Below are 21,018 nucleotides of genomic sequence, written 5' to 3' on the forward strand. Positions count from 1 at the left end.
GGTCTGAGCCGGTCACCCGCGTGCGGTCTGAGCCGGCCGCCCGTGTGCGATCTGAGCCGGCCGCCCGTGTGCGATCTGAGCCGGCCGCCCCCGAGCGGTCTGGCCCGGTCACCCCTGCGCGGTTTGGCGGATGAAGCCGCCCGCAACCGGCCGCACCTCGACGCCGCCACCCTGCTGAACCACGGGGTTGGCCCCGGCAATGCGCAGCGCGGCATCCAAATCAGGAGCCTCGATCACGTAGAACCCCGCGATGACCTCCTTGGCATCAACGAAAGGCCCATCCGTCACCACATCACCCCGGATCGACGTCGCACTCGCGACCGACTCCAACGCGAACGCCGCCACCATGCTGTCGGCGTCCCGCAACTCCTCTGCATGGCGATCGTGCACCTCCTGCTCCGCCTCGGCGCCCTCGCGATGCGCCGAATCACCCGCATAGATCAAGACCGCGTACTGAGTCATGGCTCTTCTCCCTCACCGCCGGACGACTGCCTTCCACCCCTATGTCGAACGGATCCGCCGAAATCGACAGCCGGATCGTTTCCCGCTTCCAAGGGCCTGAGCACAACTGTCATCTCCCGCGGCTCGGCATTGAGCCATCCCGTCGCCTCGTCATCGGGAAGCAGACCCGCCCAGTCGATCCCCTCCCGCGACCGCACACCGCCCCCGACGAAGAGCGTGAACCGCCACCGCTCCTGCCCGGTAACGCCGCACCACATCACACCCCCGATGAACGGATCCGCCCCTTCGAGGTGATAGTCCTCCGCCTCGAACCCGTCGCACCACAGATACCGCAGCCCGTTGTCCTCGAACCCACGGAATTCGGCACACACCCGGAACTCGAGCCGCCCCCAGAACTCGGCCTCGTCCATCATTCCCCCAGGTAAGCGCCGGACTCATCCACGTGATCGGCGAACTCGTCGAAGTCCATGTTCGCGATGGCCAGGTTGGCGGAAACATCCTCGAACCAGCGCAGCGGCAGCCGGAAGGTGCGGCCCGCCTCGGTGTACAGGTCGACGGCCAGCAGCGGGTGCCCGGCGTCGGCCAAGGTGGTGGCGTCGGCGAGGAACAGGTACGTCAGCTTGTCGTCATCCTCGGCCCCGGCGTCCGCGGCGACCAGCGACTCGACGGTTGCGTCGGCGTAGGCGGGGTCGCTGACGAGGGTCGCGCTTTCGTCACGCAGCGCGGCTTCGAACTCCCGCCACGCCAGATCGCCGCCGAAGCTCGTGCGCAGGACCAGCGAGGTCAGATCGTCAGGCTGAGGCAGCACGGTCATCTCCAGAGGTCAGCTGCGTTCCGGGCGGCAGCGGACCGCGCCGGTGGGGAGAGGAACGGACGGGGGCTAGCCCGTTCGGCGAAGGCAGTGGGCGGAGGCAGTGGGCGAAGGCAGTGGCAGTGGCCTGTGGGCGGAGGTAGTGAGGGCTGTGGGCGGGGGCAAAGAGGGGCCGCGGGGGAGGGCCGAAGCAGTGGGCTGTGGGCGGAGGCAGCGGTGGAGGTAGTGAGGGGCAGCGGGCGGAGGTGGTGAGGGCAGTGGGCCGTTGGTGGAGGGCTGAGGCGGTGGGCGGTGTGGAAGCGGTAGGCGCAGTCCGTGCGGCAGGGGGAGAGGGACGGGGTCAGCCGCGCAGACGGAGGCCGCGGGGGGTGGTGCGGAAGCCGGCTGTGGTGAGGGCGTCGCGGAGGGGGGAGGCGTGGACGGATTCGCCGTCGGCTCGTTCGACGGACATGGGGCCGAGGGCGCCGGACTTCACCGCGCTTGCCAGGGCCTGGCCGGCTGCGATGAGGGATTCGGGGGTGTCGGTGAAGGAGAGCAGGGTGCGGCCGCCGCGCTCGACGTAGAGGATGATGTCGCCGCCGACGAGGACCACGAGCGCGCCGGCTTTGCGGCCCGCGCGGTGGCCGGTGGCGGGGGTGGTTTCGCCGTTGCCGCTGTCGATGACTCGTTCTGGCCAGGGCAGGGCTGCGCCGTAGGGGTTGGCGGGGTCGGTCGCGGCGAGGACGACGGCGGCTGTGGCGGTGCGTTTGGCCAGCTCGGCGGGCTCGGCGAGGGCGCGGAGGCGGTCGACTGCGCCGGGGACCGCGAACTGGGCTGCGCCGAGGCCCTCGACGAAGTAGCCGCGGCGGGCGGCGCCGCGTTCCTCGAGGGCGGCGAGGACCGGGTAGACCGCGGCGAAACCGCCGGTGACGCCCTCGGCCATGACCGCGCCGCGGGTGATGACACCGTGGCGTTCGAGCAGGAGGTCGGCGAGGGCGGCGGCGCGGCGGGTGGGGTCGAGGTCGCGGTCGGGCAGGCGGGACCAGCGGCCGACCATCTGCAGGGGGCCGCTGCGGGCGGGCATCGCGACGCGGCCGGGGCGGCGGTATCGGGCGCGGGCCGGGGCGGATTTGCTCTTGTGGGCGCCGCTGCCGCCGAGCAGGGCGCGTAGCGGGGCGAGCGTGTCGTTGGTGAGGTGACCGGCCCAGACGAGGTCCCAGATCGCGGCCGCGAGGGCGTTGTCGTCGAGCGAGTGGACCCGGTCGGCGAGGTTGCGGAAGAAGAGTGCCTGGCCGTCGGCGAGGGTGTCGAGGATCGACTGGTGCAGCGGGGTCAGCGCCACCTCGTCGTCCGGCGGCGGCAGCAACAGCGGGGCGCTGTCGGCATAGGCCAGGGTGATCCAGCCGTCGCCGCCGGCGATGCTGCCGGAGCCGGCCCAGAGCACCTCGCCGGCCGCGCAGAGCTCGTCGAGCTGGGGCGGGGCGTAATCGGCGACGCGGGACGGCAGGACGAGGCGTTCCCAGGCCGAGGCGGGGACCGCGACACCCTGGAGCTGCTCGAGCGAGGCGGCGAGGGCGTCGATGCCGCGGGCATTGCCGCCGATCTGATGCCAGCGGGGCAGGAACGCGGCGAGGATCCGGGGCGCGACCGGCTCGATCTCGCGGCGCAGCGCGGCCAGGGAACGGCGGCGCAGCATCCGCAGCACCTCGGCGTCGCACCACTCGGTGCCCGCGCCGCCGGGGGAGAACTCGCCGGAGACCACGCGGCCGGTGGCGCTGAGCCGTTTGAGGGCCTGCTCCACCACGAAGACGCCGAGGCCGAAACGGGCCGCGCAGGTCGCCGCCGCGAACGGGCCGTGGGTGCGGGCGTAGCGGGCGACGACATCGCCGAGCGGGTCGGCGACCGGCTCCAGATAGGCCTCGGGGATGCCCACCGGCAGCGCGACACCGAACGCGTCGCGGTAGCGGCCCGCGTCCTCGACGCCGATCCAGCGCTCCTCGCCGGCGACCCGGATCTGGATCGCGCGGCGGGTGTCGGCGAGCTGGGTCATCCACTCGAGCTCGATCGAGCGGGCGGTCAGCTCGGCGGGGGACAGGTCACCGAGCAGCCGCAGCAGCTCAGCGGCATCCTCGGCGTCACGCGGGCTGCGTTGCGTGGTGAGCCACTGCAGACCGCTCTCGGTCTCGGTGACGACCGTCGGGTCGAGCAGCTCGCGCAGGTCGACGCGGCCGAGCAACTCGCCGAGCAGCGTCGAATCCAGGGCGAGCGCGGCGGCGCGGCGCTCGGCCAGCGGGGCGTCACCCTCGTAGAGGAACGCGCCGACATATCCGAAGAGCAGCGAGCGCGCGAACGGGGAGGGCCGGGGCGTCTCCGCCTCGACGAGCCGCACCTTGCGCCCGGCGATCTCGCGCATGAGGCCGACCAGCCCGGGCACGTCGAACACGTCCTGCAGGCACTCGCGGGCGGCCTCCAGAGTGACCGGGAAGTCGGCGAACTCGCGGGCGACGTCGAGCAGCTGGGCCGAGCGCTGGCGCTGCTGCCAGAGCGGCTGACGACGGCGTGGATCGCGGCGTGGCAGCAACAATGACCGGGCCGCGCACTCGCGGAACCGCGACGCGAACAGCGCCGAGGTGCCCACCGTCTCCTCGACGATCTGCGAGATCTCCTCGGGGTCGAAGGCGACCAGGTCGGCGCCGGGCGGATCCTCGGCGGTGTCGGGCAGCCGGATCACGATGCCGTCGTCGGACGGCATGACCTGACCGTCCACGCCGTAGCGCTCGCTGAGCCGGCGCGCGATCGCGAGCGCCCAGGGCGCGTTGACCTTGGCGCCGAGGACGCAGTGCACGGTCATCCGCCAGTCGCCCAGCTCGTCGCGGAACCGCTCGACCACCACCGTGCGGTCGTCGGGCAGGTTGCGGGTGGCTTCCCGCTGCTCGCGCAGGTAGGCGACGAGGTTGTCGGCGGCCCACTCGTCGAGCCCTGATCCGCGCAGCGACGCGACGGCGGACTCGTCACCGGCCCGGGTCAGGCCGCGCAGCCGGGCGCCGATGGCCCGGCCCAGCTCGACCGGGCGGCCCAGCGAGTCGCCCTTCCAGAACGGCATCTTGGCCGGGGCGCCGGGCGCGGGGGAGACCAGCACCCGGTCGGGGGTGATGTCCTCGATGCGCCACGAGGTCGAGCCGAGCAGGAAGACGTCGCCGACGCGGGACTCGTAGACCATCTCCTCGTCGAGCTCGCCGACCCGGGACGCGCGCTCCGAACCGGCCAGGAAAACGCCGAACATGCCGCGGTCGGGGATGGTGCCGCCGCTCGTGACGGCCAGCCGCTGGGCGCCGGGGCGACCGGTGAGCTGGTCGGTGGTGCGGTCCCAGACCAGGCGGGGGCGCAGCTCGGCGAACGCGGTCGACGGGTAGCGGCCGGAGAGCATGTCGAGCACGGCGTGCAACGCCGAGTCGGGCAGCTCCGTGTAGGGCGCCGAGCGGCGGACCAGCGCGGCGAGATCGTCGAGCTGCCACTCGTCGAGCGCGACCATGGCGACGATCTGCTGGGCCAGCACGTCGAGCGGGTTGCGCAGGTAGCGCAGCTCCTCGATCGCACCCTCGCTCATCCGCTCGGCGACCACCGCGCAGGAGACCAGGTCACCGCGGTGCTTCGGGAAGACGACGCCCCGGGAGACCGCACCGACCTGGTGACCGGCCCGGCCGATGCGCTGCAGCCCGGCGGAGACCGACGGCGGCGCCTCGATCTGCACGACCAGGTCGACCGCGCCCATGTCGATGCCCAGCTCCAGGCTGGACGTCGCGACCACGGCGGGAAGCTGCCCGGATTTCAGCGCCTCCTCGATCTGTTTGCGCTCCTCACGGGAGACGCTGCCGTGATGCGCCCGCGCGACGACCGGTGGCGCGCCGCCGGAGGAGCCCGCTTGAGCCATGATCTGCGCGGGTGGAGCCGGCGCCTCGGAAGTGGTTTCAAGCGCCAGCTCGTTGATCCGCGCGCACAACCGCTCGGCCCCGCGGCGGGAGTTGGTGAAGACGATGGTCGAGCGATGCGCTCTGATCAGCTCGAGCACCCGCTCCTCGACCGCCGGCCAGATCGACGGCGAGTGCCGACCGGCGCCGGGATCGTCGGGGTCGACATCGGGCACCTCGTCGAGGCGGGTCATGTCCTCGACCGGCACCTGCACCGTGACCTCGATGGTCTTGCTGCTCTTCGGCTGCACGATCTCGACGTGGTGGGCGCCGCCGAGGAACCGGGCGGTGTCCTCGATCGGGCGCACGGTGGCGGAGAGGCCGACCCGCTGGGCCGGCTTGGCCAGCAGCGCGTCGAGGCGCTCGAGCGAGAGCGCCAGGTGAGCGCCGCGCTTGGTGGCGGCGACGGCGTGCACCTCGTCGATGATCACGGTCTCGACGCCGCGCAGCGACTCCCGCGCGGCCGACGTGAGCAGCAGGAACAGCGACTCGGGCGTGGTGATCAGGATGTCGGGCGGGGTGCGCGCGAAGGCACGCCGCTCGTCGGCCGGTGTGTCGCCGGAGCGCATGCCCACGGTGATGTCCGGCGGGGGCACGCCGAGCCGGCCCGAGGCCTGCCGGATGCCGGTCAGCGGGGCGCGCAGGTTGCGCTCGACGTCGACTGCGAGGGCTTTGAGCGGGCTGATGTAGAGGACCCGGCACCGGTGCTTGGGGTCCGGCGGCAGCGGCTCCTGCGCGAGCCGGTCGAGCGACCAGAGGAACGCGGCCAGGGTCTTGCCGGAACCGGTCGGTGCCACCACCAAAGCGTTACGGCCACCACCGATCGCCCGCCACGCGCCGGTCTGGGCGGCGGTGGGCGCGGCGAAGGCAGCCCGGAACCATTCCCTGGTGGCCAGGCCAAATTCCTCCAACACGTCTCGCACGTCCTCCATCGTGCCCCGGGGGTATGACAAAAACAGCGGATCGACCCGCCCGGATGGGCCATGGCGTCCGTTCATGACCTGCGACACATTGATGGGCATGTTGAGGAAACTCTCCGGTGCAGTCGCCGCAGCCCTGGCCGTCGTCGCGCTCGGTGCGGCCCCGGCGCAGGCGGCAGGCGCCGGTTACGTCCGGCTTGCCCATCTGTCTCCCGACACCCCCGCGGTCGACGTCTATCTCAAGTCCGACAGCGGCGCGGCCGAACCCCAGCGTTTTAACGGCGTCGCGTACGGCGCCATGTCCGACTATCTCCGTCTGCCCACCGGCGCGTACCAGGTCGCCATGCGTAAGTCGGGAGCGTCCGCGACCAGCCCACCGGTGCTGACCACCCAGGTCACGGTGGCGGACGGCGCGGCCTACACGGTCGCCGGCGTCGGCCGCTACGCCGACCTCGGGTTGCGGGTGCTGCAGGACGATCTGAAACTGCCAGGTGGCGACGAATCCAAGATCAGGATCATTCAGGCGTCGGTACGCGCACCCGTGCTCGACGTCGCCGGCGCCAACGGCAAGGCCATCGCCGACGGTGTCGCGTTCGCCACCACGACCGACTACCGCCAGGTCAACCCGGGTAAGTGGACGGTCCAGGTGCGGCCCAGCGGCGGTGGTTCGGCCAGCGAACTCCCGTGCACTCTGGGTGCTGGCAACGTCTACTCGCTGCTGGTGCTCGACGACAAGAAGGGCGGCCTCAAGCCCGAGTTGCACATCGACGCGGCCGGCACGAGCACGGTGCCGCAGGGTGGCGTCGCGACCGGGCTGGGTGGCACGCAACACGATGGCGGCCGGCTCACCGCGGTGCTGCTCGCGGGCCTGGCGGCCCTGCTCACAGCGGGTCTGATGGTCACGCTCCGACGTTTCCGGGCCTCCTCTTGACGGTACGCTCCACAGCCCGCCGACTACTTCTTCCGATCGCCGTCCCACTGGTCGTGGCCCTCGTGGTCGCGACCGGGTACCTGGCTCTGCGTGGATCTCCGGGTCCCGTTGACGGTGCAGGAGTGCGCGCTCCGGGCGTACCGTCAAATTGGCCGCAACCGGAAGGCCTGCCTGATCCCTTCGGTCAATCGGCGGCCGCGCCCAGCGGCCTGCCGTCACGTCTCAAGGTCGGGGCCGTCGGCATCGACACCGGGCTGGAGAGTCTGCGGCTGGGTGCGTCCGGCGAGCTTGTGCCGCCCAAGGGCAATGATCAGGCCGGTTGGTACGCGGACGGCGCAGCCCCCGGTGACGTCGGCCCCGCTGTCCTCGCCGGCCACGTCGACTCGAAGTCCGGACCGGCCGTGTTCTACCGCCTGCGTGAGGTGGTGGCCGGCGACCGCATCGAGGTGATCCGGGGCGGGGCGACGCTCTCGTTCACCGTCACCGAGACCGCCTGGTACCCGAAGAGCGCGTTCCCGACGGCACGCGTCTACGGCCCCACGCCCGACCGGGAGCTGCGGCTGATCACGTGCGGGGGAGTCTTCGACAAGAGCCTGCGGTCCTATCGGGACAACCTGGTCATCTATGCGGTCGCCCGATGAATGCCGGGCCCGGGTTGGCTACTCTGGATGGGACGACGGGTGGGTGCTGATGGCGGTCAGGCGGATGCTCATCGCCGGTCGGTATCGCCTGCGCGAACCGGTCGGCAGCGGCGGCATGGGCCGGGTGTGGCTGGCCCGCGACGAGATGCTCGACCGGGATGTCGCGGTCAAGGAGTTCGTCCCGCCCGACTGGATGACCGGCGAGGAGAAAGCCCGGCTGCGTGACCGTACGTTGCGCGAGGCCCGCAGCGCCGCCCGGCTCAACCACCCGCACGTGGTCAAGATCTACGACGTGGTGCACGCGGAGGATCAGCCGTGGATCGTGATGGAGTACGTCCCGTCACGCTCGCTGCACCAGGTCATCGGCGAGGACGGCCCCTACGATCCGCGGTCGGCGGCCCGGATCGGCCTCGACGTGCTGGAGGCGATCACCGCAGCGCACCGCGCAGGCGTCCTGCATCGCGACGTCAAACCGCACAACGTGCTGATCGGTCATGACGGCCGGGTGGTGCTCACCGACTTCGGCCTGGCCACGTTTGTCGACGACGGCTCGGTCACCGGGCCGGGCCTGATTGTCGGCTCCCCGCAGTACGTGTCGCCGGAGCGGGCGCGCGACGGCGCCTCCACGGTCGAGTCCGACCTGTGGTCCTTCGGGGCGACGCTGTTCGCCGCGGTGGAGGGCCGGTCGCCGTTCGCGCGGGAGAGCTCCATGGCCACACTGATGGCGCTGGCGACCGAGGAGCCCGACGCGCCCGTGCGGGCCGGCCCGCTCGCGCCGGTGCTGATCGGGCTGCTGCAGCGGGAGCCGATCGATCGGCTGGACGCCGCCTCGACGCGTGACCAGCTGCGTGAGGTGGCCGGCCTCTTCCAGGGCCACGCCGTGGTGCCCGCACCCCGCGCGCCCATGGACGATCCTGCGCCGTCACCCGCACCCGTGCCTTCACCAGCCTCTGTGCCTGCGACGCCTCCCGGCCCCGAGCCGCCGCGGCCCGCGGTTCGCCGCTCGTTGGCCCTGGTCGGCGGCTTTCTTGTGGTGGCCCTGCTCGCCGGGGCGGCCTTGCTGTTGCGGGACCGGGACACCCCCATCCCGCCCGTGTCCCAGCCTTCCGCCGCCCCCGCCTCCTCCTCCGTTTCCGCCGCGGCCCCGGTGGGGTTCAGCCCGGTCAAATGCCTGGCGGAGGCGCCGGACGGGCTGCCCACGACACCGCAGCCCGGAGCGGAACGCCTGCGGGACGGGTGGGCGCTCTACGCCGGCTGGTCCTATTTCCGGCAGGGCGATTTCCATATCGCGGTGCCCGACGGCTGGACGTACGAAAAGGTCGGCACCACGCTCTGTTTCCGCGATCCGATCGCGTTGCGGGTGCTCAGCGTCGATCCTTCACGCAACCCCGGTGGCGACCCGGAAAAGGCATGCCGCGACGAGGTCGCCCGGTTGCGCGAGGCGGGTCGGTTGCCCGGCTATCAGCAGTACGGCATCAATCGGGTTTCGTCACTCGACCGGGCGGCCGACTGGGAGTACGCCTACGACGACAAGGGCTCCGGGGCACGGCTGCACGCGATGACCAGGTGGGTGGCCTCGGGCGGCAAGGGGTACGCGTACGGCCTGATGACCCGTGACCTGGACTGGCCGGCCAACTTCGCGACGTGGGGAATGATCGTCAGCACGTTCTACACGAACGCCTAGGCCCTCGCCCGTCCGGCAATCTCACAGCCCGTGTTCAGCGCACGCTGGTAGATTTCTCGGATGATCGGCAGTAGACAGCCGGGCTTGGCCCGGCTTTCCGTGTATCTCCTCCTGTGTCAGGCGCCGCCATGTTGATCCTGGTCGGCCTCCTGCTCGTGATCCTGGTGACAGCCATCACCGGCTATTTCGTCGCCCAAGAGTTCGGTTACGTCGCCGTCGACCGCGGGCACCTGCGCCAGCAGGCCGAGCAGGGCGACAAAGCCGCCGAACGAGCACTCAAAGTAACGGAACGCCTCTCCTTCGTGCTGTCCGGCGCGCAGCTCGGCATCACCGTCACCGCCCTGGTCGTCGGCTACGTGGCCGAGCCGTTCCTCGGTGAGGGTTTCGCCGACCTGATCGGTCTCACGGGCCTGTCCGACGGGGTGAGCACGGCGATCTCGGTGATCCTCGCCCTGCTGATCGCGACCGTGGTGCAGATGGTGCTCGGCGAGCTCGCCCCCAAGAACTTCGCCATCGCCCGTCCGGAGGTCCTCGCCAAGGCGCTGAGCCGCAGCACGCTGATGTATCTCGCGGTGTTCGGCCCGATCATCAAGCTCTTCGACAAGGCTGCCGCCAAGCTGCTGCGCCGCATCGGCATCGAGCCGATCGAGGAGCTGCCCGAGGGCGCCACCGAGGAGGACCTCGAGCAGATCATCGCGGAGTCCCGGCAGGAGGGCCACCTCACCCCGGAGCTCTCCGAGCTGCTCGACCGCGGTCTCGACTTCCGCCGCCGGACGGCCTCCGAGGTGATGGTCCCGCGCGTCGACGTGCAGACCGTCCAGGCCACCGACCCGGCCGAGCGCATCGTCACCCTGCTCGACACCGGCCGGTCCCGCTTCCCGGTCCGCTCCGGCACGGGTGTCGACGAGATCATCGGAGTTGTCGGCATCGCCGACGTCCTCGCCGTCGCCCCCGCGGCCCGTTCGACGGTGCAGGTCGGAGATCTCTGCGCCCCCGCGCTGTTCGTCCCCGCCTCGCTACGGCTGCCCGCGGTGCTCGACCGCCTGCGCGGCGGCCACCGCCAGCTGGCCTGCGTCGTCGACGAATACGGCGGCTTCGCGGGCATCATCACCCTCGAGGACATCGCCGAGGAGCTCGTCGGCCCGATCCGCGACGAGGACGACCTGCCCGAGCCCACTCCCACCCGCCAGGACGACGGCTCCTGGATCGTCCCCGCCCGCTGGCGCATCGACGAGGTCGCCGACGCGACCGGCCTGCCCCTGCCCGAGTCCGATGAGTACGACACCGTCTCCGGTCTGATCATGACCCACCTCGGCCGGGTCCCGCAGATCGGCGACTCGGTCCTGCTGGACACCGGTGCGGCGCTCGACGTGCTCTCCGTCAACCGGCACGTGCCCCAGTCCGTACGCATCTCCGTGCCCTCGACCTCCGACGCCGCGGAGGTGTCCGCATGAGCACGACCTGGGCCGCCATCTGCTCGTTCCTGCTGCTCGCGGGCAACGCCTTCTTCGTCGCCGCCGAGTTCGCCCTGGTGGCCAGCAAGCGTTACCGCCTCGAACACGCCGCCGCCGACGGCAGCCGCGCCGCGAAAGCCGCGCTCGACGGCAGCCGGGAGCTCTCCATCATGCTGGCGGGCGCGCAGCTGGGCATCACCCTCTGCTCGCTGGGCCTCGGCGCACTGGCCGAGCCTGCCATCGAGCACCTCCTTGCCCCGCTGCTGCACGACATCGGCCTGCACGAGGTGCCGAGCGAGATCATCGCCCTGCTCTTCGCCCTGGTCGTCGTCACCTTCCTGCACCTCGTGATCGGCGAGATGATGCCCAAGTCCTGGGCCATCACCGACCCGGAACGCTCCGCCACCCTGCTGGCGCTGCCGTTCCGCGGCTTCGTCCGCGTCGTGCACCCCGCACTGGTCGCCCTCAACTGGCTGGCCAACGCTGCGCTGCGCCCCTTCGGCGTGCACGCCCAGGACCAGCTCGCCCAGGCCCACGGCCCGGAGGAGATGAACATCCTGCTCGAACGCTCCCGCGCCGAAGGCCTGATCGGCGCCGAGCAGACCGAGCTGCTCACCAGCATGCTCAAGCTGCAGGAAACAACCGTCGCCGACGTCCTCATCCTCGACGACCAGCTGGTCACGGTCGCCCCCGACTCCTCAGCCCTGGACGTCGAGGCCGCCTCCCTGCGCAGCGGTCGTTCCCGGCTGGCGGTCGTCTCGCCCGCCACCGGCGCGGTCGTCGGCGTCGTGCACGTCAGGGAAGCGGTCCGGGCCACCACCGCGGGCATCGACGTGACCGCCGAAGAGCTCATGGACTCCGCCTTCGTCCTGGACGCCGCGGTCACCGTCACCGACGCGGTCACCGCGATGCGCGGGGCCCGCGCCCAGCTCGCCATGGTCACCCGTGGTGGGGAAAGAGTGGGCTTCGTGGCCCTCGAAGATCTGCTTGAGCAGGTAATCGGCGAGTTCGACGACGAGACTGACCCGGTACCGGTGGGCAGGCGCATGCGCTGACAGTTGCTGGGGGTGGCGAGATGGCCTTCGAGAAGGTACGCCGTGCGTTCGGCCTGGGCGGTCCGGTCGTCCACACGGTCCTCACCACCCCCGACACCTGTCCGGGCCTCCCGCTCATGGGCGCCGTCCGGGTCCGCGGCGGCAACTACGACGTCGCCGTCGACACCGTCGCCGTCGGCCTCGTCACCCGCACCGAAGCCGAAGACGGCGACGCCCTCCTTGAATTCCACCGCGCCTGGGTCGCCGCCGGGTTTACCCTGGCACCGGGCGAGCACCAGGACATCCCCTTCACCATCACACCACCGTGGGAGACACCGCTCACCCACGCGTACGGAAAGCACCTCGCCGGCATGAGCATGGGCCTGCGCACGGAACTCACCGCCGACGACGAACTCGACCACGGCGACGTGGAACTCGTGCACATCCACCCGCTGCCGCTGCACGACCAGGTCCTCCACGAACTGGACCACCTCGGCTTCCACTTCCGCCACGCGGACGTCGAACGAGGAGCCATCTACGGCGTCCGCCAGGAGCTCCCCTTCTACCAGGAGATCGAGTTCACCCCGCCGGACCACTGGCGCCGCGTCATGGACGAACTCGAGCTGACCTTCATCACGGACGAAACCGGCGTCGACGTCATCCTGGAATACGAGAAGCACAGCGGCTTCCTCCGCAAAGCCCAGGACTCCTACGCCCGCTTCCGCCTCAACCACGACGAGGACGGCCACGCCGACGTCGAGGTAGCTCTCCGGGAAGCCCTCCCGCCGATCGTCTGACCGCCCCGCGCCACCCCCCTGGTCCAGCCCCCTGTGGCATATCCCTCAGGTGATGCGGGATCGGGCGTGTCCGGTTCGGACGGTAACGCTGACGACACGCCTAGTGGCCAGCGCATGTGACATGACCGAAATGCCTGTCACATGCCTCTAACAACTTTCTCAACCATTTAACGCCGATCCACCCCTTGAAGGTTGCACCTTCAATCTATTAGCGTCCGTCTATTAGTTGGCGGCGGCGCATTTCCCCTTTGAGCACGTCGCCACTGGTTTCCTTCCCCCCACCAAGGAGCGACGCATGGACACGCACAGGTTCGCAGCCCCCGTCTGGTCGGTCTTCCGGATCGTGATCGGCCTGCTGTTCAGCCTGCACGGCGCCGCATCGGTACTCGGCCTCTTCGGCGGCGCCCAAGGATCCGGCAAAGCGATCGAGACCGGCCTCTGGCCCGGCTGGTACGCGGGCCTGATCCAGCTCATCTGCGGCATCCTCGTCATGATCGGCCTCGGCACCCGCCCCGCCGCGATCATCGCCTCAGGCTCCATGGCCTACGCCTACTTCGTAGTCCACCAGCCCAACGCCCTGATGCCCATCCAGAACGGCGGCGTCAACGCCGCCCTCTACGCCTGGACCTTCCTGGCAATCGCCGTCCTCGGCGCCGGCCCCTGGTCCCTCGACGCCCTCCTCCGCCGCCGCACCACAGCACCCCCCGCCACCGCCGACCCCGCCAAGGCCACCCCCGCCCCCGCCGACGAGCAGGTCACCGAACCCGCCACCGCCTGACCACGCGCCCCTGCCCGGCCCCGGCCCAGCCCGGCTTCTGCCTGGCGCGGTTAGGGCCCGGCCCGGCCCGGCCCGGCCCGGCCCGGCCGGCTACGGCCTGGTTTGGCTCGATCCGGCCCCGGCGCGGCCCCGGGCTGGCCTTGGTGCGTAGACGCTTGCCTTGTCTACCGCTGGTCCGGTGACTGCTGGTCGGGCGGCTGCTCGACCGGCAGTCACTTGATCCCCTGACCTTCCGCCCCCTGCCTCAACCGTGCCTCCAGTCGCTCCCGGGCGGCAGGCCACTCGTCCACGGTCATCGCGAACAACACTGTGTCCCGCCAGGTCCCGTCCGGGCGCAGTCGATGCCGGCGGATGAGCCCGTCCCTGCTGGCGCCCAGCCTCGCGATGGCCCGCTGCGATCTCTCGTTGCGGATGTCGGTGTACCAGAAGACGCGCCCCGCTCCCAGCACCTCGAAAGCCCGCTCGAGCAGCAGGAGCTTCGCCTCGGTGTTGACGCCGCTGCGCCACCATCGTTTGCCGAGCATCGTGTGCCCGATGCCGAGTGCCCCGGCCTTCTCGTCGACGTCGTGGTAGCTGGTCATGCCCATCACCTCGCCGGTTTCCGGGTCGCACTGGGCCCAGGTCACCCGGTCGCCGTTCCACTGCTGCCGGGCCGCCAGGGCTACCTGCTCGGCCATCTGCTCACGGCTCCCGGGCCTGCGCGTGGGGAGGAACTGCCAGACCTCATCGTCCGCGAGCGCTGTCATGAGACCGTCGACGTGCGCCGGCGTCAGTGGTTCGAGGGCCACGTGCCGGCCGCGCATCGGGGCGGCCGTCTGCCAGGGGGATGTTGGCGTCTGCGGGAGGTAGAGCGGCGCCGGACGGGTCACGCCGTCGGCCGGCTCCGGTGGCCCCGCCACGCGCCGTAGCGGCAGGACGCCTGCCCAGTGTGACAACGACTGGTCCTTCGGGTCGTCCACGGCGCCATGAGCCCGCACCCGGACGGAGACCTCTTCCAGCGGCAGCGCCAGAACCGCGGTCGTCACCAGTTCCTTGGATGTCGGCGGTCTGCTGTCGGCCGCCCGGCCTGGGCCCACCTTGTCGACCATGGCCGTGAGCACGGCCTCTTTCTCGGCGTTGTCGGTGACCAGCCGGGCCTGACCCATGGCGACCAGGGACCGGTAGTTGGCGCTGTGGTTGAACTGGGACCGCGCGAAGACGAGCCCGTCGAGCAGCGTCACAGAAACGCAGATCCGAACGCCGTCGCCGCGGGCCGCGAGCCCGAACCGGCCTCCGGTCGACCCGTGCAGATAAAGGGTGTCGCCGACGCGAACGTGCAGCGTGGGCAGCACACGGGGCTCGCCGTCGACCACGAAGGCCACCGAACAGTCGTAGGCCTCGTCCAGGATGGCGTGTGCGGTGTCGCGCTCGTAGAACATCCGCTCGCGAGTGCGGGTCGCCGTAGTGCGCGGGGTTGGTTCGTAGAGGGTTGGTTCGTAGAGGTCAGCCACCGGTAGCCCCCTTGTGTAATCGGCTGTGCTAGTACAAAATCTGTGGTGTGCCAGAACAATATCAGGTCAGTGGTTCGACGGCCGCCTCGATTTCGGCCAGCATCGAGGCCGGGGTCCGGCGTGGGGACTGGGTCTTCGGCGACAGCCTCCCGCCGATCCGGATCCTCGCGGAGTCGCTGCACGTCAGCCCTGCGACGGTCTCGAAGGCCTACCAGGAGCTGCGACAACGCGGCATCGTCGAGACCTCGGGCAGGCGCGGGACCCGCGTGCGTTCCCGGCCCGCCGTCGCGCGTCAGCGCGCCTCGTTGAGGCCTCCCGCGCCGCCCGGCTCTCTGGATCTTTCGTCGGGCGACCCCGACATCCGCTGGCTGCCCACTCTCGGCCCGCACCTCCGTGCGATCTCCGATGAGGTCGGCCCCCCACTTGGGTACGCAGCAGCGGGCGCAATGCCGGAGTTGGCGGAGGTAGCACGCGTCCGTTTCGAGGCGGACGGCGTCCCGGTCGAGGATGCGGAGATCGCGGTGACGAGCGGCACACTCGACGCCATCGAGCGCCTGCTGGTGACCCGACTGCGCCCGGGGGACATCGTCGCCGTCGAGGATCCCGGCTGGGCCAATCTCCTCGATCTGGTCGCCGCCCTCGGGCTGTCCACCGTGTCCATGGCCGTCGACGACGAGGGTCCGCTTCCCGACAGCCTGGACGAGGCGATCGCGCTGGGCGCGCAGGCCGTCATCATCACTGCGCGTGCGCAAAATCCGACGGGCGCTGCGGTAAGTGAGCAACGTGCGATCGCTCTGCGTGTGGTGCTGGCCCAGCACCCGCAGGTGCTGCTCATCGAGGACGATCACGCCGCCGAGCTGGCCGGCGTGGCGTTGCACTGCCTCAGCGGCGTCACCGATTCCTGGGCGTTCATCCGCTCGGCGTCCAAGCCCTACGGCCCCGACCTGCGGGTGGCTGTCATGGCCGGGGACGAGGAGACGATGGGTCGTGTGATCGGCCGTCTGCGCATCAGTACCGGCTGGGTGTCCACGGTGATGCAGCGACTGATGCTCCGCCTCTGGCTCGAGGACGACGTCACTGCGACGGTCGCCGCGGCCGCCGAGAGCTATGACCGGCGACGCCTCGCTCTGCGGGACGCCCTGTCCGTGCGAGGGCTCCAGGCCCACGGCACCACAGGCATCAACCTATGGGTACGCGTAAACGACGAAACCAGTGCGGTCACAGCCCTCCGTGATGCCGGTTACACGGTGGCGCCGGGGTCGATGTTCCGTCTCGCCTCCCCGCCGGGCATCCGCGTGACCGTCAGCCCGCTCGACGATGACATGGTCGAGCTGTTCGCCGACGCCGTCGCTCACGCCGTACACCCCGCTGCCGCAGGCGCTCCTGGCCGTTGACCTGCGGCCCCCACTTTCGGGTGACGCCGCCGCGCGTGGAGGACGCAGGTGGGGGTAAAACGGTGCAATGCCGAGCACCGAGGCGCCCGTCGGCGCACAGCAATTCATTCCCGAGAATGCCACCAGTCTCGACGAGCTCAAGACCGCAGCGGCGAAATGCGAGGGCTGTGAGCTCTTCGAGCCGGCCACCCAGACCGTCTTCGGCCGTGGCGGGGCCGATGCCCGGGTCGTCTTCGTCGGCGAGCAGCCGGGCGACGTCGAGGACCAGAAGGGGCTGCCGTTCGTGGGTCCGGCCGGCCGGTTGCTGCGCGATGCGGTCGACGCGGCCGGGATCGACGCGTCCAACGTCTACATCACGAATTCCGTCAAGCATTTCCGCTTCGAGCTGCGAGGTAGCCGCCGCATCCACCAGACGCCTGGACCGGCGCACATCACTGCCTGCCGGCCGTGGCTGGTCGCCGAGTTCGCGCTGCTCAAGCCCGAGATGGTGATCGTGCTGGGCGCGACGGCGGCCAAGTCGCTGCTCGGCCCGTCATTCCGGGTGACCCGGTCCCGGGGCCAGCTCATGCCGTGGCCGGCCGCTGCGCAGTTCCCCGACGACTTCCCGGCGACGCAGGCCCAGGCGCTCGCCACGATTCATCCCTCGGCGGTCTTGCGTGCCGACGACCGGGATCAGGCGTACGCGGGGTTGGTCGCTGACCTCAAAGTGGCAGCGCAAGCCATCGGGGGTTGATCAGACGCCCTGGCCTCGCTCAGCGGGTTGGCGGCCGGGTATCGCCAGGGGAGGCGAGTCGTTGATCCGCGAGGTGCCGACGGCGCCGTTGCCATGCTTTGTACGCCGATGCCGGCACCGCTCTCACGACTCGGGTGACGTCGAACAAACTGGGGCTCGTGCCGGTGTGGCCCATAGCGATAGAAGCCTTCCACCAGTGCATACGTTCCTACGCTGATCCGAGATCCGCGAAACCAGGCGTCGTGCCTACTGCCGGCCTTCCCGCTCCAGCGCACGAAGGCCTTGGTCCCGGTCGTAGCGCGCTGGTGGACCTGAGTCACGAAGCAGAGCCTGGCTGACGGGTTCTGGCGGATGCTGACCCGCATCGCTTCCCAGCTTGCCGCGAGTAAATCCTTTTTGGATCATATGTCTCGAGCAAAGGCTAGCGCTGTTCTAGTCGGACTACCCGGACCCGGGACCGATGCGATCGTCCGAGCCCCGGGCTTGCCGGATCGAATAGTGACACATGTCTCAGTGGTATCAGCGACGAGCTCTCCGAGTGGTCCCGAAGCGGTCGCGAGTAGGCTTCCTGTGTGCGGTTGACGGACTTTTGGGAGCGCCTCGAGCAGGCATTTGGCTCCTCATATGCGCGGAGCATCGCCGCCGACTATGCCTTCTCCGGCCTCGGCGGAAGGACAATCGACGAGGCAATTGCGCAGGGTGTTGATACGGCTACTATCTGGCGATCCGTGGTCTCTGCATACCCCGATCGCATACCCGCTCGCCTGCGCTAACTGCGTTTTCGTACGCCTGTTCGGGCGTGTCGCTCGATCCTAGTACAAGTGTTCGGCTATTCTCCTCAGCGGCGTGGTCATCCACAGCTCAGGGCCGGGCGGCTGATTTCTGTCAGACCCAACGTCTAGCGTGACCCGCGTGGTGAACAGAAGCAGCTCAGCGGCGAAAACGCCTGGGAAGTCGAATACAGGGGTGGCGGACATGGTGGCAGGACCCGACAGGGACAAGGCGCTCGATCTAGCGCTTGCCCAGATCGACAAACAGTTCGGCAAGGGCTCGGTGATGCGGCTCGGTGAGCGGCCGGTCGTGCAGACCGCCGTCATCCCGACCGGCTCCATCGCCCTCGACGTGGCCCTCGGCGTCGGCGGCCTGCCCCGCGGCCGTGTCATCGAGGTCTTCGGACCGGAATCCAGCGGTAAGACGACGGTGGCCCTGCACGCCGTCGCCAACGCCCAGCGCAACGGCGGCATCGCGGCCTTCATCGACGCGGAGCACGCCCTCGACCCGGAATACGCACGCAACCTCGGCGTCGACACCGATGCCCTGCTCGTGTCGCAGCCCGACACCGGTGAGCAGGCCCTCGAGATCGCCGACATGCTGATCCGCTCCGGCGCGCTCGACATCATCGTCATCGACTCGGTCGCGGCCCTCGTGCCGCGCGCTGAGATCGAGGGCGAGATGGGCGACAGTCACGTCGGCCTCCAGGCCCGACTGATGAGCCAGGCACTCCGGAAGATCACCGGCATCCTGAGCAACTCCGGCACAACGGCCATCTTCATCAACCAGCTCCGCGAGAAGATCGGCGTCATGTTCGGCTCCCCGGAGACGACGACCGGTGGCCGTGCCCTGAAGTTCTACTCATCGGTCCGCCTCGACGTGCGCCGCATCGAAAGCCTCAAGGACGGCACCGACGTCGTGGGTAACCGCACCCGCGTGAAGGTCGTCAAGAACAAGGTCGCGGCCCCGTTCAAGCAGGCCGAGTTCGACATCATGTACGGCAAGGGCATCTCCCGCGAGGGCTCCCTGATCGATGTCGGCGTCGAGCAGAACATCATCCGCAAGTCCGGCGCCTGGTACACCTACGACGGTGACCAGCTGGGCCAGGGCAAGGAAAAAGCCCGCGAGTTCCTCAAGGACAACCCGGACGTCGCCGCCGAGATCGAAAAGAAGATCCTCGAAAAGCTCGGCGTGGGCCAGACCACCGGCGACGCAGCCAGCGGCCCGGAGCTCCCCCCGGTCGACTTCTGAGCGACCCAGCCCTGACCGGCCCGCACCTCGTCTCGTCCAGCGGTCACCCCCTCTGGTCGGTCGATCGGGTGTTCGGTCAGTCGGGCCGGGTGGTTCAGGGTCGTCCATCGGGGCTTGTCGCTCGGCCCGGCCGCTCAGGCCGGGCAGGTGTGACGTGGCATGGGTAAGCGCAGGGCAGCGGCCTCAACCGGGCCGCGGCCCTGCGCCCCGGCTTTCGCGGCACAGGCTTTTGCGCACGAGGTTGATTCGCAAGCCAAATGTCGCTGTGTGACGAGGAGGCGTTTCGGCAGTGGCAGGACGACGCGGTGCACGATCGGGGCGCGGATGGGATGCGATCCCATCCCGCTCCACCGAACCCGACTCTCCCGAAACTCCTGAAGGCGAACCACGGCAGAGAAGCTCCCGCCGTAGTGGTGCCGGGGGAGGGCTTCGCGAGGGCTCCTCAGGCGGGTCCTCAGGTGGCTGGTCGTCAGGTGGGTCCTCGGGTGGCGGGTCCTCCGGCGGGTGGGCCTCGGGCGGGTCCTCTGGTGGCGGGTCCTCTGGCGGCTGGTCCTCTGGTAGGCGGTCAGCCGGTGGCCGTTCCTCCAGCGGCGGCTTGTCTGGCGACGGCGATGGTGCCGCCGCCGAGCAACCCCGATCCGAGTCCGAAGTGGCCCGCGAGATCTGCCTGCGACAACTCGCGACCCGCCCGCGCACCCGCGTGGAACTGGCCAAGGTCCTGGCCCGCAAAGAGATCTCCGAAGAGGTGATCGCCGAAGTCCTCGACCGCTACGACGAGGTCGGTATCATCGACGACGCGGCCTTCGCCCGAGCCTGGGTCTCCAGCCGCCACCACGGCCGAGGCCTCGCCCGCCGAGCCCTCGCCAACGAGCTCCGCCAGCACGGCGTCGACGCCGAAGTAGCCACCGAAGCCCTCGAAGCCGTCGACGACGACGCGGAAGCCTCCGCCGCCCGCGCCCTGGTCGACCGAAAACTCCGAACCGCCCGCGGAACCCCCGACCAGGTCTTCCGCCGCCTCGTCGGCATGCTCGCCAGGAAGGGCTACCCGGCCGGCACAGCAATCCGAGCGGTAAAAGACGCACTCGCAGCCCGCGACGAAGAAGCCGCAGAATTCGCCGACCAGATAGACCCCGACGCCATGGCCTCCGACCAGGACGCCCTCTCCTAACCCGCCTTCTTCGCGTCCGGCCTTCTTCGCGTCCGGCCTTCTTCGCGTCCGGCCTTCTTCGCGCCGGCCTTCTTCGCGCCGGCCTTCTTGAGCCCGCGCGCGGCGTGGTGTAACTCGCTCGGTGCCGCCTGGCGTGGCTCGCACGGAGTCGCCTGATGTGGCTCGTGCGGTCAGGTGCTCGTGCGGTCAGGTGCTCGTGCGGTCAGGTGCTCGTGTGGTCAGGTGCTCGTGCGGTTCGTGCGGTCAGGTGCTCGTGTGGTTCGCGCGGTCAGGTGCCGGTCGGGCTGTTCGGTGCGGGCTGCATGCTCCGTGCGGGCCGTGTTGCTCGGTGTTGCCTCGCGTTGGCTTGAGGCGGTGGGGCTTGTCCAGCCATCCGTTCCGGAGCCCTGACGGCCGTACCTGTGCGGTCTGATCTGGCTCGGGCGGTCGCCGCGATAAGCCAGGTCGTATCCGTCTGCCGGTCCGACTTTATCGTTGTCAGAGTGGATTTTTCCCGGTTAATCAACGCGTAATCGGTGTGCTTGACAACGAGGTAGGCGCCTATCGCGCATGATTCTTCTCCTTCGTCATGAACGAACTCGCAGCATCGCGTAGATGTCGCCGTTCGGTGTCGGGGAGCGAAAACGGAATCGGGATATCGGCAGGCTGGGGTAACGCGAGACTGCTCGTGAACGTGGTGGCTGGTTCAGTAGCGAGAGAGCGCGGTTGCCTCTCCGCTGCGGATTATGAGGCCCCGAAACGGCGGCCACGCA

The 21,018-nt window shown here is 69.9% G+C and carries 17 protein-coding genes; 12 read left to right on the top strand and 5 right to left on the bottom strand.

Annotation, left to right across the window (positions count from 1 at the left end):
• Positions 1 to 108: 108 nt before the first annotated feature.
• The 4 genes from Ahu01nite_RS23305 to Ahu01nite_RS23320 all read right to left on the bottom strand — a co-directional run bounded on the left by Ahu01nite_RS23305 (position 109) and on the right by Ahu01nite_RS23320 (position 6,152).
• Positions 109 to 462 (bottom strand): YciI family protein, encoded by a 354-nt coding sequence (locus Ahu01nite_RS23305; protein ID WP_203838725.1) that lies wholly within the window; start codon positions 460 to 462, stop codon positions 109 to 111.
• Positions 459 to 872 (bottom strand): hypothetical protein, encoded by a 414-nt coding sequence (locus Ahu01nite_RS23310; RefSeq protein ID WP_203838726.1) that lies wholly within the window; start codon positions 870 to 872, stop codon positions 459 to 461. The genes Ahu01nite_RS23305 and Ahu01nite_RS23310 overlap by 4 nt, the downstream gene beginning before the upstream one ends.
• On the bottom strand, positions 872 to 1,276 hold the full coding sequence (locus Ahu01nite_RS23315) for a DUF6924 domain-containing protein (RefSeq protein WP_203838727.1): 405 nt from the start codon (positions 1,274 to 1,276) through the stop codon (positions 872 to 874). Before Ahu01nite_RS23315 ends, Ahu01nite_RS23310 begins: the two co-directional genes overlap by 1 nt.
• 337 nt (positions 1,277 to 1,613) lie before the next feature.
• Positions 1,614 to 6,152: an ATP-dependent helicase gene (locus Ahu01nite_RS23320; RefSeq protein ID WP_203838728.1), complete on the bottom strand. Its 4,539-nt coding sequence runs from the start codon at positions 6,150 to 6,152 to the stop codon at positions 1,614 to 1,616.
• An 88-nt stretch (positions 6,153 to 6,240) separates the two neighbouring features.
• Here Ahu01nite_RS23320 and Ahu01nite_RS23325 point away from each other — a divergent pair, with 88 nt between their 5' ends.
• From Ahu01nite_RS23325 to Ahu01nite_RS23355, 7 genes are all read left to right on the top strand, one after another.
• On the top strand, positions 6,241 to 7,071 hold the full coding sequence (locus tag Ahu01nite_RS23325; RefSeq protein WP_203838729.1) for a DUF4397 domain-containing protein: 831 nt from the start codon (positions 6,241 to 6,243) through the stop codon (positions 7,069 to 7,071).
• 122 nt (positions 7,072 to 7,193) lie between these two features.
• Positions 7,194 to 7,712, top strand: coding sequence for a class F sortase (locus Ahu01nite_RS23330; protein WP_239159067.1), 519 nt, complete (start codon positions 7,194 to 7,196; stop codon positions 7,710 to 7,712).
• 49 nt (positions 7,713 to 7,761) lie between these two features.
• Positions 7,762 to 9,396: a serine/threonine-protein kinase gene (locus Ahu01nite_RS23335; protein ID WP_203838730.1), complete on the top strand. Its 1,635-nt coding sequence runs from the start codon at positions 7,762 to 7,764 to the stop codon at positions 9,394 to 9,396.
• Positions 9,397 to 9,524: 128 nt separating this feature from the next.
• Entirely contained in the window at positions 9,525 to 10,850 is a 1,326-nt protein-coding gene (locus Ahu01nite_RS23340; RefSeq protein WP_203838731.1) for a hemolysin family protein, read from the top strand.
• Positions 10,847 to 11,905: a hemolysin family protein gene (locus tag Ahu01nite_RS23345; protein WP_203838732.1), complete on the top strand. Its 1,059-nt coding sequence runs from the start codon at positions 10,847 to 10,849 to the stop codon at positions 11,903 to 11,905. Before Ahu01nite_RS23340 ends, Ahu01nite_RS23345 begins: the two co-directional genes overlap by 4 nt.
• A gap of 20 nt (positions 11,906 to 11,925) precedes the next feature.
• Positions 11,926 to 12,681 (top strand): sporulation protein, encoded by a 756-nt coding sequence (locus Ahu01nite_RS23350; RefSeq protein WP_203838733.1) that lies wholly within the window; start codon positions 11,926 to 11,928, stop codon positions 12,679 to 12,681.
• Between the two features lie 295 nt (positions 12,682 to 12,976).
• Positions 12,977 to 13,459 carry a DoxX family protein gene (locus Ahu01nite_RS23355; RefSeq protein WP_203838734.1) on the top strand — a complete coding sequence of 161 codons (483 nt, stop codon included), beginning with the start codon at positions 12,977 to 12,979 and terminating at the stop codon, positions 13,457 to 13,459.
• A gap of 212 nt (positions 13,460 to 13,671) precedes the next feature.
• On the opposite strand, the gene Ahu01nite_RS23360 is transcribed toward Ahu01nite_RS23355, so the two are convergent.
• A complete protein-coding gene (locus Ahu01nite_RS23360; RefSeq protein WP_203838745.1) occupies positions 13,672 to 14,877 on the bottom strand; it encodes a bifunctional pyridoxamine 5'-phosphate oxidase family protein/GNAT family N-acetyltransferase in 1,206 nt (401 codons plus the stop codon).
• Between the two features lie 119 nt (positions 14,878 to 14,996).
• Here Ahu01nite_RS23360 and Ahu01nite_RS23365 point away from each other — a divergent pair, with 119 nt between their 5' ends.
• The 5 genes from Ahu01nite_RS23365 (at position 14,997) to Ahu01nite_RS23385 (ending at position 20,266) form a co-directional block, all read left to right on the top strand.
• Positions 14,997 to 16,343 (top strand): aminotransferase class I/II-fold pyridoxal phosphate-dependent enzyme, encoded by a 1,347-nt coding sequence (locus tag Ahu01nite_RS23365; RefSeq protein ID WP_203838735.1) that lies wholly within the window; start codon positions 14,997 to 14,999, stop codon positions 16,341 to 16,343.
• A gap of 67 nt (positions 16,344 to 16,410) precedes the next feature.
• Positions 16,411 to 17,076 carry a UdgX family uracil-DNA binding protein gene (locus Ahu01nite_RS23370; RefSeq protein WP_203838736.1) on the top strand — a complete coding sequence of 222 codons (666 nt, stop codon included), beginning with the start codon at positions 16,411 to 16,413 and terminating at the stop codon, positions 17,074 to 17,076.
• 572 nt (positions 17,077 to 17,648) lie between these two features.
• Complete coding sequence (locus Ahu01nite_RS23375) at positions 17,649 to 17,849, top strand: DUF3046 domain-containing protein (RefSeq protein ID WP_203838737.1); 201 nt, start codon at positions 17,649 to 17,651, stop codon at positions 17,847 to 17,849.
• 202 nt (positions 17,850 to 18,051) lie between these two features.
• Complete coding sequence (gene recA / locus Ahu01nite_RS23380; protein ID WP_203838738.1) at positions 18,052 to 19,098, top strand: recombinase RecA; 1,047 nt, start codon at positions 18,052 to 18,054, stop codon at positions 19,096 to 19,098.
• A gap of 595 nt (positions 19,099 to 19,693) precedes the next feature.
• Positions 19,694 to 20,266, top strand: a complete 573-nt coding sequence (locus tag Ahu01nite_RS23385; protein WP_203838739.1) for a regulatory protein RecX — start codon at positions 19,694 to 19,696, stop codon at positions 20,264 to 20,266.
• The last annotated feature ends 752 nt before the right edge of the window (positions 20,267 to 21,018 follow it).

The organism is Winogradskya humida, from assembly GCF_016862215.1.
GTDB lineage: Bacteria > Actinomycetota > Actinomycetes > Mycobacteriales > Micromonosporaceae > Actinoplanes > Actinoplanes humidus.